This is a genomic window from Rhizobium fabae (assembly GCF_003985135.1).
Classification (GTDB): domain Bacteria; phylum Pseudomonadota; class Alphaproteobacteria; order Rhizobiales; family Rhizobiaceae; genus Rhizobium; species Rhizobium pisi.
Window position 1 is genome coordinate 279,009 of record NZ_ML133649.1, and the last position, 13,774, is coordinate 292,782.

The 13,774-nt window shown below is 61.9% G+C and carries 15 protein-coding genes; 8 read left to right on the forward strand and 7 right to left on the reverse strand.

Features of this window, described 5'->3' with window-relative positions:
• Positions 1–106: 106 nt before the first annotated feature.
• The 5 genes from EFB14_RS12615 to lptC all read right to left on the reverse strand — a co-directional run bounded on the left by EFB14_RS12615 (position 107) and on the right by lptC (position 5,076).
• Positions 107–1,030: a DMT family transporter gene (locus EFB14_RS12615; RefSeq protein WP_126825686.1), complete on the reverse strand. Its 924-nt coding sequence runs from the start codon at positions 1,028–1,030 to the stop codon at positions 107–109.
• Positions 1,031–1,118: 88 nt separating this feature from the next.
• Positions 1,119–2,678, reverse strand: a complete 1,560-nt coding sequence (gene rpoN, locus EFB14_RS12620) for an RNA polymerase factor sigma-54 (protein ID WP_125842045.1) — start codon at positions 2,676–2,678, stop codon at positions 1,119–1,121.
• Positions 2,679–2,936: 258 nt separating this feature from the next.
• Positions 2,937–3,713: an LPS export ABC transporter ATP-binding protein gene (gene lptB, locus EFB14_RS12625; protein ID WP_008524521.1), complete on the reverse strand. Its 777-nt coding sequence runs from the start codon at positions 3,711–3,713 to the stop codon at positions 2,937–2,939.
• 40 nt (positions 3,714–3,753) lie between these two features.
• On the reverse strand, positions 3,754–4,395 hold the full coding sequence (locus tag EFB14_RS12630) for an LptA/OstA family protein (protein ID WP_125842043.1): 642 nt from the start codon (positions 4,393–4,395) through the stop codon (positions 3,754–3,756).
• Positions 4,396–4,410: 15 nt separating this feature from the next.
• Positions 4,411–5,076, reverse strand: a complete 666-nt coding sequence (gene lptC / locus EFB14_RS12635) for an LPS export ABC transporter periplasmic protein LptC (protein ID WP_126825689.1) — start codon at positions 5,074–5,076, stop codon at positions 4,411–4,413.
• A gap of 228 nt (positions 5,077–5,304) precedes the next feature.
• Here lptC and sppA point away from each other — a divergent pair, with 228 nt between their 5' ends.
• From sppA to EFB14_RS12650, 3 genes are all read left to right on the forward strand, one after another.
• Entirely contained in the window at positions 5,305–6,255 is a 951-nt protein-coding gene (sppA, locus tag EFB14_RS12640; RefSeq protein WP_126825693.1) for a signal peptide peptidase SppA, read from the forward strand.
• Positions 6,256–6,284: 29 nt separating this feature from the next.
• On the forward strand, positions 6,285–6,584 hold the full coding sequence (locus tag EFB14_RS12645; protein WP_003544934.1) for an integration host factor subunit beta: 300 nt from the start codon (positions 6,285–6,287) through the stop codon (positions 6,582–6,584).
• Between the two features lie 216 nt (positions 6,585–6,800).
• Entirely contained in the window at positions 6,801–7,133 is a 333-nt protein-coding gene (locus EFB14_RS12650) for a LapA family protein (protein ID WP_125842037.1), read from the forward strand.
• 39 nt (positions 7,134–7,172) lie between these two features.
• Here EFB14_RS12650 and EFB14_RS12655 read toward each other — a convergent pair whose 3' ends face one another.
• Entirely contained in the window at positions 7,173–7,607 is a 435-nt protein-coding gene (locus tag EFB14_RS12655) for a GNAT family N-acetyltransferase (protein ID WP_125842035.1), read from the reverse strand.
• 61 nt (positions 7,608–7,668) lie between these two features.
• Positions 7,669–8,124, reverse strand: a complete 456-nt coding sequence (locus tag EFB14_RS12660; RefSeq protein ID WP_126825696.1) for an SRPBCC family protein — start codon at positions 8,122–8,124, stop codon at positions 7,669–7,671.
• Between the two features lie 109 nt (positions 8,125–8,233).
• On the opposite strand from EFB14_RS12660, the gene EFB14_RS12665 reads away from it, so the two are divergent.
• From EFB14_RS12665 to EFB14_RS12685, 5 genes are all read left to right on the forward strand, one after another.
• Positions 8,234–8,824: an NUDIX hydrolase gene (locus EFB14_RS12665; RefSeq protein WP_126825698.1), complete on the forward strand. Its 591-nt coding sequence runs from the start codon at positions 8,234–8,236 to the stop codon at positions 8,822–8,824.
• Between the two features lie 124 nt (positions 8,825–8,948).
• Entirely contained in the window at positions 8,949–10,046 is a 1,098-nt protein-coding gene (locus EFB14_RS12670) for a class I SAM-dependent methyltransferase (RefSeq protein ID WP_125842030.1), read from the forward strand.
• Positions 10,043–10,903 carry a TrmH family RNA methyltransferase gene (locus tag EFB14_RS12675; protein WP_125842028.1) on the forward strand — a complete coding sequence of 287 codons (861 nt, stop codon included), beginning with the start codon at positions 10,043–10,045 and terminating at the stop codon, positions 10,901–10,903. Before EFB14_RS12670 ends, EFB14_RS12675 begins: the two co-directional genes overlap by 4 nt.
• Positions 10,900–11,403 carry a signal peptidase II gene (lspA, locus tag EFB14_RS12680; protein ID WP_126825701.1) on the forward strand — a complete coding sequence of 168 codons (504 nt, stop codon included), beginning with the start codon at positions 10,900–10,902 and terminating at the stop codon, positions 11,401–11,403. The genes EFB14_RS12675 and lspA overlap by 4 nt, the downstream gene beginning before the upstream one ends.
• A 55-nt stretch (positions 11,404–11,458) precedes the next feature.
• The gene (locus EFB14_RS12685; RefSeq protein ID WP_126825704.1) at positions 11,459–13,741 is read left to right on the forward strand and encodes a PAS domain-containing hybrid sensor histidine kinase/response regulator; all 2,283 of its coding nucleotides are present in this window, start codon (positions 11,459–11,461) and stop codon (positions 13,739–13,741) included.
• Positions 13,742–13,774 lie beyond the last annotated feature (33 nt).

Here is a 13,774-nt window from a genome sequence, read left to right on the forward strand (position 1 = left end):
GATGGGGATAACTCCAGACGCCGTTCGCGGCATCGATTGCGGCGGGCTTCTAGCCAGAGGTTACCGAAAAGTCAATAGGGCCACAGAACCTCCGCGAATCGTGCCCTCATCGATGTCCGGCGCTTTGCACCGCGCCGTATTCGCCCCTGCGGGGTATCGTCATGGCGGCGACGCCTGAAATGACGCAGACAAGTCCGATCCAGGCCGTCGAACTCAGTCTTTCACCGAGAAAGACGATGCCAATCGCAACACCGATCGGCACTCTGAGATAGGCTTGCGAGGTGGTTCCGACAGAACCCAGCGTCTGGACGAGACGGAAATAGATCGTAAAGGCAAGGGCCGTCGAAAAGGCGGAGAGAGCGAGCAGCGCCAGCATCGATGCCGCCGACGGGGCGAGTTCCCACGGCCGATCGACGACAAGGCTCACGGGCAGAAGAATGAGGGCGCCTGAGATCAGCGAACCGGCGGCCGGCACGGCGGGATCGAGCCCCTTGAAGTTCTTGCCGAAAATCGCGGCACCTGCATAGCAGACGGTCGCCGCGATGATGGCGAGCTGCGCCATCAGGCTTCCGCCGAGACCACCCAGCGCCTCGACGCCGATGATCAGGCAGATGCCGGCAAGTCCGGCCATCACGCCGAAGAGCTTTCGCGCCGTCGCCCGTTCATGGCGAGTTATCAGCACGGTCAGCAGGAAGGTGAAGATCGGCGTTGCCGAATTGAGGATCGCCGCCAGTCCGGCGTCGACGGACTGTTCGGCCCAAGCGATCAGCGTGAAGGGAATGACGCTGTTCAGACAGGCCTGGAGGAAGAACCGGCGCCATGTCTCCCGATCGCGCGGCAGACGGACATGCCGATGTCGGAGGACGGCAAGCAGAATGCCGCCGGCAATCAGCGTGCGCGCGGCGATCAAGGTCACCGGCGGAACCGTCTCGACGCCGATCTTGATGAAGGTGTAGGAGGAACCCCAGAGGGTCGCCAGCGCCAGCAGCAAGGAAAGCTCCCTGGCAAGGTTCGGATTTCGCGGTGTCATGGTTTGCACTTCGCTGTTCGCTCAAAACATCTGAGAGATAGCGGGATTTATGGGAGGATGCTTCGATCACGGCCGAAGCATTACCGCGTCAGAAGCCGGCGACCTTGGCAAGCGCCCGCTTCTCGCGGCGGCGCTGGACGGAGGAAGCGATGTTCATCGCCTCCCTGTATTTGGCAACCGTGCGGCGAGCGAGATCGACACCGCCCTTCTTCAGCATGTCGACGATATCGTCGTCGGAGAGCACTGCGTCCGGGCTCTCCTGCATGATCAGGGCGCGAATCTTGTGACGCACGGCCTCGGCCGAATGACTATCGCCGCCCTCGACGGCGCTGATCGAAACGGTGAAGAAATATTTGAGCTCGAAGAGACCGCGCGGGGTCAACATGTATTTGTTCGAGGTGACGCGGCTGACGGTGGATTCATGCATCTTGATCGCTTCGGCGACCGTCTTCAGATTGAGCGGGCGCAGGTGGTCGACGCCGTGCAGCAGGAAGGCATCCTGCTGGCGGACGATCTCGCTCGCCACCTTCATGATAGTCTTTGCCCGCTGATCGAGGCTGCGCGTCAGCCAATTGGCGCTCTGCAGACACTCGGAGAGAAAAGCATGATCCTCTCCATTCCTGGTCACACGGGAAAAATAAGACTGATTAACAAGCACGCGCGGCAGCGTATCCGGATTGAGCTCGACCAACCAACCGGTATCCGAGGAGGGCCTGACGACGACGTCAGGCATGATCGCTTCGGAAACGCCTGTCTCGAAACCGCTGCCGGGCTTCGGATTGAGCTGGCGGATCTCGCCGAGCATGTCGAGAAGGTCTTCCTCGTCGACGCCGCAGAGCCGCTTCAGCGTGGCGAAATCGCGCCGTGCCAGGAGTTCGAGATTTTCGACCAGCGCCTGCATGGCGGGGTCGTAACGATCCTTCTGCTTGAGCTGGATCGCCAGGCATTCGGCGAGGCTGCGGGCAAAAACACCCGGCGGATCAAGCGTCTGAAGGGCGGCGAGCACGCGCTCGGTCTGCGCAAGACTCGTGCCCAGCCTCTCGCCGGTTTCGACGATATCGGTCTGCAGATAACCGCAATCATCGAGCTGATCGACGAAGTTCTGCGCGATCAGCCGGTCGGCCATATCAGGTAGCACGAACGGAATCTGCTGGGCGAGATGATCGCGCAGCGATACCTGACCGGCGACGAAATCGTCAAGATCGTAATCGGCGACCTCGCCGCTGCCCGGCATCGACTTCCACTGGCTGACGAGTTCTGGCGCATCGAGGCGCTGCGGCCCACCGTCATCAGGATAAACATTGGTATAATTGGCGTCGAGTTCGTCGCTCAGCCGGCTCGTGCTGGCGCTGCCGCCGTTATCGTACCAGTCGCTGGAAAGCGCCTCGGTGCGGTTGTCGTAGCCGTCGTCCGAAGCGGCGTCCTCCGGCTGATGGCTATATTCTCCGTCCTCGGCTTCGCCGCGCTCACTGCCCGCCTCGCCGTCATTCGACGGAAATTCGAGCAGCGGATTCTTCTCCACTTCTTGGGCGATGAACTGGGTGAGCTCGAAATGCGTCATCTGCAGCAACTGGATGGATTGCATCAGTTGCGGAGTCATCACCAGGGACTGGTTCTGGCGCAGGAAAAGGTTGGCCGACAGTGCCATGACGAACGCAAAACTCCCCACGATTCCTTGGGAAACCGCGTCCGATCAACGCTTCAGGCCACGGAATTCCAACTTGGCCCAAAAATTGCTTTTTTATTGGATTTGGTCAAGTGGAACTATGCCGCAAGGTGAATTTCTCCAACTGGAGCATCATGCCGAAAACTGTGTGCGGTTTTCGGACGACATCAGGCCCTCATTCCTTGATTGAGATCCGGATGATTTCAGGCCGATGCGGCCTGAAATCATCCGGATCTGGCGTCAAAGGCTGAAATTATCGCCGAGATAGAGTCGGCGCACTTCGGGATTGTTGACGATGTCGTTTGCACGGCCGTGGGTCAGCACCTCGCCGGCGTGGATGATGTAGGCGCGGTCGATGAGGCCCAGCGTCTCGCGCACATTGTGGTCGGTGATGAGAACGCCGATGCCGCGCGCCGTCAGGTGGTGAACGAGATTCTGGATGTCGGCGACCGAGATCGGGTCGACGCCCGCAAAGGGCTCATCGAGCAGCATGAAGGTCGGGTCGGTCGCAAGGGCGCGGGCGATTTCGAGGCGGCGACGCTCACCACCGGAAAGGGCGACGGCAGCGCTCTTGCGCAGCTTCTGGATATGGAATTCCTCGAGGAGCTCGTTCAGCTTTTGCTCGCGCTCGGCCTTGTCCTTCACATGCACTTCGAGGACGGCGCGAATATTTTCTTCCACCGTCAGCCCGCGAAAGATCGAGGCTTCCTGGGGAAGATAACCGACGCCGAGGCGTGAGCGGCGATACATCGGCATGGTCGTGACATCGTTTCCGTCGATCTCGATCGTGCCTTCGTCCACCGGCACAAGGCCGGTGATCATGTAAAAACAGGTCGTCTTGCCGGCGCCGTTCGGACCGAGCAGCCCAACGGCCTCGCCACGGCGCACCACCAGCGAGACGCCGTTGACGACACGACGCGTCGCATAGGTCTTCGTCAGACCACGTGCGATCAGCGTTCCCTGATAGCGGCTCTTGTCGGCGGCACCCGCAGCTTGCGGCTCGGGCTTGCCGAACATGGTGGATAGCGATGTTAATTTCACGTGGGAGGCCGGCTTCTCAGTTCTGCTTCTGCTGCGATGTAGACGGCTGCGACTTCGGATCGAGCTGAATCTGGACACGCCCGCCGCAGCTTTCAAGCTCCGCCTGGCCGGTTTGCATGTGAACGGTCAGTTTGCAGCCGGTAAAGACGTTCGGCCCATCCGACAGAATAACCTTATTTCCGTCATTCGCCGTGAGGATGAATGTCTGCGAGGCCATGTCGAAGTTGCCGTCATCGGCAGTCGCCGTCTGCGTGCCAGAAACCAGGTAGACCTTGTCCGTCACGAGGATCTTGTCGATATCTGCACTTCCAGACGCAAGCGAGCCAGACTGTTGCGGCTTTGCCTCAGGTTGAGCCGCCGCCGTAGCGGAGCCCGCCTTTGCCGCCTTGTCTTTGTAATAGACGGTCATCTTGCCGGACTGCAACGTCGTCGTGCCCTGGACGACCTTGACGTTGCCGGTGAAAAGGGCCGTGTGTTCCTGATCGTGGATTTCCAGCTTGTCGCTTTCGATCTGGATCGGCTGGTCGTTGGAAAGCTTCATGCCCGACATGGTGGTCGACTGCGCGCCCGCGCCCGATGCCGTCAAAATAAGGGCAAATGCGCCGGCAATGAAAGCAATGCCAGTCTTGCAAGTGGAAATGCGACAATCTTTTGTCATGGATGACCCGGCTGGTTAGGTGCCCTGTTTATGGATGGTGGATGGATCGACATTCATGCGAACATTCCCCTCGAATGTGATCACGCGCCCCTTATCGGTTATCTCCATCGACCGCGCAACAATGGAAGCGTTGTCCTTGGTGATGGTGACAGGGTCGTTGCTCCGCATGTTTCCGCCCTTGATGTCGAGCCGGGCGGACTGGAAATTCGCGTTGAGGCCGCTGCTCAGCACCAGAGTGAAGGGGGCCGTCATGTGCAGGTTGTCGGTGGAGCGGTTGTAATCGGCGGTCGAGGCGACGACGCGGGCGATCAGGCCGTCATTCATCGGTACGGCAGCCTTGATGGTCTCGAGCGTGATGAGATCGGGATTGCGGATATCCTGCAGCGCCCTTTCGGCAAGCATCGAATAGTTGATGCCGTCGGAATTGCGTCCCGAGATCGCCGGCTTTTCCATCACGACCTTGCCGTTTTCGATCTTGGCGCCTTCGATCTTGATGTTTTCCGGCAGATAGGTGCGGATCACCGACACGGCGATAAAGACCGCCGAGACGACAAGGGCCGCCGCCGGCAGCAGAATCTTCAGCCGCCGCACGCGAGCGGAATGGAACAACGCATCGCCATAGGGGGTCTTGCCGGACCCCGCAAAAGCGGCATTTCCGTTGTTCTTCAGGGTATCGAGCATAGGCCTCGTCCATGTGCGGTGATCGCCGCGCCTTCATAACAAAGCCCGGCCGCCAATCACAGTTCGTTTCGCATTATTACATTGGCTTGCCAATATGGAATTTTTTCTGCAACAAGCAACAAAACGGAAAAACATCAAAAAGTGGCATTCGTACGCACTGTTGCCACCCTAATTTTGCATGGGTTCCTCGGCCACCTGCCGGAACCGGAGCCAGCGCTGGAGGTTTTTATGGACAGTTCGATCATCGCGGATCGCCGGCGGCTGCGCCGCAAGCTCGGCTTCTGGCGCATCGTGGCAGTGGCGCTCGTCGTGGCGCTCGGTTTCGCCTTCTACGCCTTCACCTTCGGCGATGGCGGGACGGCGCGCCGGCATATCGCCCATGTGACGATATCGGGGCTGATCGTCGACGACGACGAGCTTCTGGAGCGGTTGAAGAAGATCGAGACCGACAAACAGGTGAAGGCGGTCGTGATTTCGATCTCCTCGCCCGGCGGCACGACCTATGGCGGGGAAAAGATCTTCAAGGCGATCCGGGCGATATCAGCCAAGAAGCCCGTCGTCTCCGACGTGCGCACGCTTGCCGCCTCCGCCGGCTACATGATTGCCACCGCCGGCGATACGATCATCGCCGGCGACAGCTCGATCACCGGCTCGATCGGCGTCATTTTCCAATATCCGCAAATCCAGCCATTGCTCGACAAGATCGGCGTGTCGCTGCAGGAGATCAAATCCTCGCCGCTGAAGGCCGAACCCTCGCCCTTCCACGAGGCGAGCGAGGAAGCCAAGGCGATGATCCGCAACATGGTGGTCGACAGCTACAACTGGTTCGTCGACCTCGTCGCCGACCGGCGCAAGCTGCCGCGCGAGGACGTGCTGAAGCTGGCCGACGGCACGATCTACACCGGCCGGCAGGCGCTGAAGGTAAAACTCGTCGATACGATCGGCGGCGAACCGGAAATCCGCGCCTATCTCAAATCGCGCGGCATCGACAGCGAATTGCCGATGGTGGACTGGGACAAGAAGAGCAATACGCCTTTCCTGCTCGCTGGAGCTGTTTCGCGGTTGATTACGATCTTCGGTTATGATGATCTCATGAAAGGCCAGGATATCAATGGAATCCTGCCCCCAAAGTTGCTTCTTGACGGGCTGCTTTCAGTTTGGCAGGTTGGCCACGATTGATAAGAAATCAATAATTTAAGGGGGCGACTGTGATCAAGTCTGAATTGGTGCAGATAGTTGCGGCACGCAACCCGCATCTCTATCATCGCGACGTCGAAAATATCGTCAACGCGGTTCTCGACGAGATCACGGATGCACTGGCTGCGGGTAACCGAGTCGAATTGCGCGGCTTTGGCGCCTTTTCGGTCAAGAACCGCCCTTCCCGCTCCGGCCGCAACCCGCGGACGGGCGATACCGTGTTCGTCGAGGAGAAGTGGGTTCCCTTCTTCAAAACAGGCAAGGAACTGCGTGAGCGGCTCAATCCCGGCCAGGCCGACGAAGAGGATTGAGCGGCATAAGCCGCCTGCGGCGAAACCGCACTTGAACTCGATGGCCGTTTTCCTATTCTGCTAGCGCATCGGCCCGAAAATCGGAATCGATTTTCGGGCCGATGCGTAGATTTTAAGTGTTGCAGCGTCCATTGCGCATTTGAAAAAATGCGCTGCGCTGTAAGATGAAACGCGCCCTCACAAAAATCGGCGCAATCCGGCATGTGGAGACCTCAAATGGCCAAGAAGATCATCAACCTTTTGATTCTGCTGCCGCTCGGCGTCATCCTCATCGTCTTCTGCGTCGCCAACCGGCAGAGCGTCACGCTCGCCTTCAACCCGTTCCGGCCTGATGATCAGGTGCTTGCGGTTTCCGCACCCCTCTTCGTCTTCCTCTTCATCGCGCTGATCTCAGGCATGCTGATCGGCTCGGCCGCCACCTGGTTCAGCCAGGGCAAACACCGCAAACGTGCCCGCACCGAGGCCAAGGAGGCCATCCGCTGGCAAAGCGAGGCCGACCGCCACAAGACGCGCGCCGAGGAAATCGCCGGGCAGCTGCCGTCGCGATAAAACTCGTTCGATATTTCTGCGACCGGCTTCGGCAGCCGGTCAGGCCGGGAAAAAGCTCAATTCCTCATAATCGCCTTCCGGCGACGCGCCGTTGCCGGTGACGTTGAAACCGTGGGAGAGGTAGAAGGCCTTTGCTCGCCGGTTCTTCACCAGGCATTTCAGCCGGTATCTGTGTTGCGGCCATTCCGGCAGCGCCCGCAGAAGCGCCGTCCCGGCGCCGCGGCCCTGGAATTCCGGGCGTATGTACAGCATGTGAATGAAATCATCCGCCGGCCAGAGCGAGAGGAAGCCTGCCACGCCGCCATCCGCATGCGCGCAGACGAAGATCGTCTCGCCATTGGTGTGGGCGGCGAAATCCTCGCGATGGAATTTGCCGGGATCGACCCAGACGAATGTTTCCCGGCGCACGGAAAGATAGATCTCCGCGAGCACTTCCTGATCTTCCGCCTTCGGCGGCCTGATGATCCATGTCATGTCGCCGACTTAAAGCAAGCCCCTGCCCTCGCCAAGTCCCAAGCTGGGCACCGGCAGGAGATCAGCCGGCCTCCATCTTCGCGACGACGGCGGCGTTGAAATCCGAAAAGAAACCCTCGGCGAGCTTCTGCGAGGTCGAATCGAGCAGGCGGGCGCCGAGCTGAGCGAGCCGGCCGCCAAGTTCGGCCTTCGCCCGGTAATGCAGGATGGTCTCCGCGCCTCTTTCCTCGAGCACGATATCGGCGCTGCCCCTGGCGAAGCCGGCAAGACCACCCTTGCCTTCGGCCGACAGCGTATAGCTGTTCGGCGCATGGACATTGGAGAGTGTCAGCAGCCCGTGGAAGGTGGCGGACAGCAGGCTGAACTTCACCTTGATCATCGCCTCGAACGTGCCCGGCGATAGTCTCTCGATGCTCTGACAGCCCGGAATGCAGCCGCGCATGATCTCGGGATCGTTGAGCGCCGCCCAGACGACGTCCCGCCGCGCGGCGATGCGTTCTTCGCCGGTGAAATCCATTCGACAGCCCCATCTCCGATTCGCCCCTCTTATCCCAGCGGGAAAGCGCTTTGCCAAGGCGGAGCGGAATGTTATCTGCCGGGCTCGATCGGGAGCAAGGAATTGGCCAATGAACGACGACTTGAAGCCCTGGAGCGTGACGGCAAGCCGCATCACCTATGAGGATCGCTGGATCCGGCTCAGGAGCGACGATTGCCTCACCGCCGACGGCACTGTCGTCGCGCCGTTCCACGTGCTTGACTATCCTGATTGGATCAACGTCGTCCCGCTGATGCCTGACGGGCGCGTGCTGCTGACGCGGGAATACCGGCACGGCCGCAACGAGATCGTGCTCGGTCTCGTTGGCGGCGGCGTCGAACCAAGCGACATCGAGGCCGGCGACGCGGCGATGGCGGCAGCACGGCGTGAACTCAGGGAAGAGACCGGCTATGAAGCCTCGACCTTCGTCAAGCTGCTCGCCTCCTATCCGAATGCATCAAGCCACAGCAATATGGTGACGAGCTGGCTGGCGCTCGGCCTGAGCAGGGCTGGTGAGCCGTGTTTCGACCCCGGCGAGAAGGTCGAACTGCTGTTTGCCGATCTCGCCGTTATTCTCGACGACATCAAGTCAGGCACCGTCATCATGCAGTCGATGCATGTCGCCGCCCTCTATGCGGCGGAAAGTTGGCTTCGCACGCGAGACGTCGAGGGCTTGAAATAAACGCCGTGCCGGGAGAACCTGTCCTCTTGCGGGGCAAGGTTCGGCGCGCAGTTGATCCCGCGCGGTCTTCTGGGCTAGAGGTCGCAAACCATAAAAACATCCGACAGAGACGCGGAAGAGCACGTTGAAACAAAGAGAACGCCGGCCGGGCCAGAAGAAGACATCAGGTCCCTCCGGTGAAAACCGCAGGGACGATCGCGCGGATCGGTCATCGAAGCCGGTCGCGCGGCCCGCGGTCGCACGCGAGGCGGTGCGCGAGACCCCGGCCCCGGTCGCGGCCGGGCGCCCTCTGATGGCGCGCAGCGGCGAGCGTCCGACCGAGCGCGTGCCCGTCATTCTCGAATCGCTCGGCGCCGGCGATTTCCACCTGATCGACAGCGGCAATGGCGAAAAGCTGGAGCAATATGGCCCCTATCGCATCATCCGCCCGGAGGCACAGGCGCTGTGGCAGCCTTCGCTGGCGCCCCAGATCTGGGAAAAGGTCGATGCCGTCTTCACCGGCGATACCGACGAGGAAGGCACCGGCCGCTGGCGTTTCCCGAAGGAGGCGCTCGGAGAAACCTGGCCGCTCAACCTGCTCGGCGTCGATTTCCTCGGCCGCTTCACCTCCTTCCGTCACGTCGGCGTCTTTCCCGAACAGATCGTACACTGGAGCTGGATGAAGGATCAGGTCGAAAAGGCGGGCCGGCCGCTGAAGGTTCTGAACCTCTTCGGCTATACCGGTGTCGCCTCGCTGGTCGCGGCCGCGGCGGGCGCCGAGGTCACCCATGTCGACGCGTCGAAGAAGGCGATCGGCTGGGCGCGCGAAAACCAGGCGCTCGGGCGCATGGAGAAACTGCCGATCCGGTGGATCTGCGAGGATGCGATGAAATTCATCCTGCGCGAGGAACGCCGCGGCAGCCAGTACGACATCATCCTCACCGATCCGCCGAAATTCGGCCGCGGCCCCAATGGCGAAGTCTGGCATCTCTTCGAACATCTGCCATTGATGCTCGACATCTGCCGCGAGATCCTGTCGCCGAAGGCGGCCGGCCTCGTGCTGACGGCCTATTCGATCCGCGCCAGCTTCTATTCGATCCACGAGCTGATGCGCGAGACGATGCGCGGCGCCGGCGGTGTGGTCGAATCCGGCGAGCTGGTGATCCGCGAGGCAGGCACCGACGGCAAGACGCAGGGTCGGGCGCTTTCCACCTCCCTCTTTTCCCGCTGGGTGCCGAAATGAGCAAGGACTTCCACGATCAGGGACCGCGCAGGGTCGGGCAGGTGAAGGAAGTCACCTCGCTTGCCAATCCCATCATCAAGGACATCAAGGCGCTGACGAACAAGAAGTCGCGGGAGGAAAGCGGCACTTTCCTGGCCGAGGGACTGAAGCTCGTCATCGACGCGATCGAACTCGGCTGGACGATCCGCACGCTGGTCTATGCCAAGGCCGCCAAGGGTAAGCCCCTGGTCGAGCAGATGGCGGCAAGGACCGTCGCTGCGGGCGGGCTCGTGCTCGAAGTCAGCGAAAAGGTGATTGCCTCGATCACCCGCCGCGACAATCCGCAGATGGTCGTCGGCATCTTCGAGCAGCGCTGGAAGCCGCTGCGGGATATCCGGCCGAGGGACGGCGAGACCTGGGTGGCGCTCGACCGCGTGCGCGACCCCGGCAATCTCGGCACCATCATCCGCACGGCGGATGCGGCCGGCGCTTCCGGCGTCATTCTGGTCGGAGAGGCGACCGATCCCTTCTCGCTCGAAACCGTGCGCGCCACCATGGGCTCGGTCTTCGCCGTTCCGGTCGCACGAGCGACACCGGAGGAATTCATCGCCTGGCGGAAATCCGCCGGCGTGTCCGTCGTCGCGACGCATCTTGCCGGCGCGGTCGACTACCGCACGATCGACTACCGGAAAAAGCCGGTCGTGCTCTTGATGGGCAACGAACAATCGGGCCTGCCGGATCAACTCGCCAAGGAAGCCGACGCGCTTGCCCGCATTCCGCAGCAGGGCCGCGCCGATTCCCTGAACCTTGCCGTTGCCACCGCCGTCATGCTTTTCGAGGCGCGCCGCCATCTCCTCTCACTTGCCGAGGGCAAATGACCGAACAGACGCACGCACGCCCCGCGCTGTATTCGCGCCCGGCGCCGATCCTCCTCTTCATCGTCGTCGCCGTCCTCATCGACCAGGTCGTCAAGATCGCCGTCGATCATTACCTGCCGCTGCAGGAAGCCGTTCCCGTCATTCCGATGCTGGCGCTCTACCGCACCTACAATCTCGGCGTCGCCTTTTCCATGCTGTCTGGCATGGACGGCTGGTTCATCGTCGGCATGCGGCTCGTCATCGTCGCCTTCGTCATCTGGCTGTGGTACCGCACGGCGAAGGACCGCTGGCTCGCCCATCTCGGTTATGCGCTGATCATCGCGGGCGCGATCGGCAATCTCGTCGACCGCTTCGCCTACGGCCACGTGATCGATTACATCCTGTTCCACACCGAAAGCTGGTCCTTCGCGGTCTTCAATCTCGCCGACAGCTTCATCACGATCGGGGCCGGCTGCGTCATCCTCGACGAGCTTCTGCTGCCGAAAAAGGCCGGCCGCTAAAATCTTATCGAATTCCTGAAGGCATTCGGAAGGAGGCTCATGTTAGCTAGATACCATGCACAACCTGGGACAGTTGCAGGAAAGATTGTCCGCCGCCTTCGGGGGACCCGCCGCCAAGCCGCTTGAGATGCGGACGGAGGCTTCTCCCTCGCGACTTGGCGCATCGCCACGTCGGCAAGCCGATGAGGACAAGAGGGGGGCCGCAGCCACGAGGCTCCTGCTGGTCTATTGGCTTGGCGGAGCCGGCCTTCTTGCCGCAACGATCCTGACGCTGCTTGCCCATGCCAGCGAACCGCTGCTCCTTTCGGGCGGCCTCGTCGTTCTCGGCCTTGCCGTCATCGCGAGTTACGCCGTCCTCATGGTTCGGCGGCGCCGAACCGGGCAGCCCGCCGGCAAATCGATGCCGGAGTGGAACGACGGGGCGAAACTGTTTGCCGATGTGCACGACGTCCTCGGCGACATCACCGCCAGCCGCACCATGGACCGGCGCATCATCAGCGCCAACGACACGTTTCGCCGCCTCACCGGACGGCCACGCCCCGAGGGACGCACCTGCGAGGAGATCGGGCTTGCGTTCCGCCCCGGCCCCGTACCGCACTGCTACGACGTCGAGATTTCGACCCCGGAAGGCCAGCGCATCTTCCTCTGGCGCGACGTCGTCACCCGCGATCCGGCGGATGGACGCCTGCTGCTGCAGAGCGTTGCCCGCGATGTGACCGAGGAGCGGCTCGTTGCGCAGGCCCGCGAGGAGGCGCGGCAGAAGGCCGAATATAACAGCGCCGCAAAATCCAGGCTGCTTGCGACCGTCAGCCATGAGGTGCGCACACCGCTTTCCGGCATTCTCGGCATGACGCATCTGATCGCGGAGACGCGGCTGACGCAGGAACAGCAGAACTATCTCGCCAGCATCCGCCAGTCCGGCCACGCATTGACGCAGCTCGTCGAGGATCTGCTCGATTTCTCCACCATCGAGGTCGGCCGCTTCGAGTTGCATCCACGCTCGGAATCGCTGCGCAAGCTTCTGGAAAGCGTCGTCGAGATGCTCGCCCACCGCGCGCATGAAAAGGGCATCGAAATCGGCGCCACGGTGTCATCAGACCTGCCGGAGAACATGAACTTCGACCCGGCGCGACTGCGCCAGGTGCTCTTCAACGTCATCGGTAATGCCGTAAAATTCACCCAGGCCGGCGGCGTCTTCATCCGCGTGGCGCTTGATGTCAGCGACTTGCTGATCACCGTGACGGATACCGGTCCCGGTATGACACCGGAGGAGCAGGCGCGGGTCTTCGGCGAATTCGAGCAGGGCGGGACCGTTGCCGACAAGAGCAGCGGCACCGGGCTCGGCCTTGCCATCTCAGCCCGCATCATGCGCGAATTCGGCGGCGCGCTGACCGTTGCCAGCGAAAAGGGCAAAGGCAGCGAATTCACCATCCGCTTCCCCGTCGAGATCGGCAGCGAGCGGGCTGACCGGCGAAACACGCTGCTTGCCGGCAACAGCGTCGTGTTGCTGGCGCCGGCAGGGGCCGCGCGCACCGCGATCGCCGAGACCATCACCGCGCTCGGCGGCCTCTGCCATCTCGTCGGCGACGGCGAGAGCGCGCGCACGACACTGCTCGGCATGGCCGGCGGCGGACGGCGGCCGACCGATATTATCGTCGACCATCGCATGTCGGCGGAGTTTTCCACGCATCTGGCCGACCGCGTCGAAATTGCAGCCCTCGGGCTGCGCAAGGTTCTCCTCGTCAATCCGGAAGAGCGCAGCGCCCACCCGCTCGACCTGTTCGATGCCTGGCTTATCCGGCCGCTGCGCGAACAGTCGCTCATCGACGTGCTGCGCGGGCGCATGCGCGGCATGGAGAAACGCGACGCGCTGAACGACAACCAGCCCGGCTTCGGCCTTTCGGTGGCGGAGACGATGGTTGCGGCGAGTGGGCTCAGCATCCTGCTCGGTGAGGACGATCCGATCAATGCCATGCTGGTGCGCGTCATCCTGGAAAAGGGCGGGCATAAAGTGCGCCATGTCGAGGATTTCGAGACGCTGCTCGATTGTGCCCTTGGCGAGGCGAATGCCCGGCCCGACATCATCATCAGCGATCTCTCGATGCCTGGAGGCAACGGCATCGACATGCTGGGACGCCTGCGCGGCCACGAAAGGCGGCTCGATCTCGCCCCGGTGCCGGTGATCGTATTGACCGCTGACAAGAGCGACGACTCACGCCGCCAAGTGCTGCTCAACGGCGCCAACCGCGTCATGATAAAGCCGATGGACCCGGTGCGGCTTCTGACCGAAGTTCAGGCGGTGGCCGCACTTTCGGCCCGCCGGGCAAAGGCCCGATGAGGCGTTGTGGGAACCGGCACGCTTCTTGCGTCG